The organism is Methylobacterium oxalidis (genome assembly GCF_007992195.1).
GTDB lineage: Bacteria > Pseudomonadota > Alphaproteobacteria > Rhizobiales > Beijerinckiaceae > Methylobacterium > Methylobacterium oxalidis.
The window spans coordinates 1-1,672 of record NZ_BJZU01000271.1 but is presented as its reverse complement, the minus strand read 5'-3'; the positions used below and the strand labels follow the sequence as shown (position 1 = coordinate 1,672).

The 1,672-nt window shown below is 62.9% G+C and carries 2 protein-coding genes; one reads left to right on the top strand and one right to left on the bottom strand.

Annotation, left to right across the window (positions count from 1 at the left end):
- The first annotated feature begins 77 nt into the window (after positions 1 to 77).
- Positions 78 to 509, top strand: a complete 432-nt coding sequence (locus MOX02_RS30475) for a CBS domain-containing protein (protein WP_147029488.1) — start codon at positions 78 to 80, stop codon at positions 507 to 509.
- A gap of 215 nt (positions 510 to 724) precedes the next feature.
- Here MOX02_RS30475 and MOX02_RS30470 read toward each other — a convergent pair whose 3' ends face one another.
- Positions 725 to 1,345, bottom strand: a complete 621-nt coding sequence (locus MOX02_RS30470; RefSeq protein ID WP_147029487.1) for a class I SAM-dependent methyltransferase — start codon at positions 1,343 to 1,345, stop codon at positions 725 to 727.
- Between the last annotated feature and the right edge of the window lie 327 nt (positions 1,346 to 1,672).

Here is a 1,672-nt window from a genome sequence, read left to right as displayed (position 1 = left end):
AGCAATCCCGGTCGATCACGACCATGCAGGCGCGCTGCAGGCTGACAGTGCGCATGTTTCTCCCGAGAGGGACGTCCATGACCGTCGCCCATATCCTCGCCGAGAAGGGCTCTTCCGTCATCACGGTGCAGCCCGAACGCACCCTCGACGATGCGATCCATCTCCTGGCCGACAACAGCATCGGCGCCCTGGTCGTCTGCGACCCTGAGGGACACGTCGCCGGTATTCTCTCGGAACGCGACATCATGCATGCCCTGGCCAACCAAGGGGCATCCGCACTCAACGCTCGCATCTCGAGCCATATGACGACCGAGGTAGCCACCTGCCGTCGCGAGACAACCAACGGGGAGATCATGCAGCTGATGACTGACGGGCGTTTCCGCCACATGCCGGTGTGCGAGAGCGGCAAGCTCGTTGGCCTCGTCTCGATCGGCGACGTGGTCAAGCGTCGCCTGCCCGCCTTGGAGGCCGAGCGCCAAGCCATGCGCGACTACATCACGACGGCCTGAGTGAGCTGTTCCGGCCGCTCGGATGTAAGCGCCCTTCCGGCCCGACAGGGCAGCACCAGTGCCGGCCGCGCCAGTGAACGCGCCGGCAGAGACACAGCCTTGGCGCGCTTACATCAGGTCAGTGAGCCGTGCGTCGAAGTCCGGTGTGACTGGTACTACCTGCACGGCGCTGAGAGAGCAGCGAGCAGTTCTGTCTTACTGCGAAGATGCGTCCCTTAAGCAGGCTGCGCTCTGCCTCGGCTGAGAAAGCCCATCGGCCTCGGCGTACGCGGCAGGTAGTACTCCTCGCATTCGGCGATCCTGAACCCTGCTGCCTGGAACGAGCCCAGTACAGGTCGAATGAGGTTGCAGCCGAGAGCAAGCGGCTTCCACCATGGGTTCAGCCGGCGCTGCCACCGCGCCACCGGTTGCTCGTGAGACAGGCCGTGCTCAAGGAACAGAACCTGGCCTTCGGGCCGCAGTACGCGTCGCAGCTCCGCGAGCGACTGCATCGGATCCTGGACAGAGCACAGAGTGAACGTGACCACAGCCGTGTCCACAGAGGCCGGGTCGAGCGGCAGCCGTTCCGCTGGCGCTTGCCTGATCTCGACGGGAACTCGTGCTGCACGCTGCTGTGCTTCTCCGAGCCTCAGGAACGGCTCGTTAGGATCAACGCCGATGACGCAAGTGACGCGTTCAGGGTCGTAGAAGGGCAGGTTCAATCCGGGCCCGAACCCGATCTCCAGGACAGTGCCGGTCGCTTCCGGCACGACCTTCTCGCGCTCGGCGCTGATGTCGGCCATGCCGCACAGGCAGCGCACGAGGCGCGGTCCGATGTGTCGCTCGTAGAAGCCCATCAATCCCTCCCACAACAACGACCGGATCTGCGAGGGCGATGTGCTCGCACTGCTGCAGATCAGCGCCAAGCTTCTTAGATCGCTCTGATAAGCCAGTGAGCACCACCCTGCATCGAACAATGCTACTGAAGGTCTTGGTCACGGTTTGGCATGAGCGTCGGCCCGTCAATTTTTCTCGACGGTTGCATAAAAAATACAAACTGGACGCACCTCGGGTCTTCGGAAATTCGTAGCGAAAGTCCGAGGGAGGAAAGCATGGCACGCAACATCCTGATCCTGGGAGCCTCGTACGGCTCCCTGCTCGGTACCAAGCTCCTGATGGCCGGG

Coding starts and splice junctions, on each gene's coding strand:
- MOX02_RS30475 (WP_147029488.1), top strand. CDS start 78: ATGACCGTCGCCCATATCCTCGCCGAGAAGGGCTCTTCCGTCATCACG.
- MOX02_RS30470 (WP_147029487.1), bottom strand. CDS start 1,345: ATGGGCTTCTACGAGCGACACATCGGACCGCGCCTCGTGCGCTGCCTG.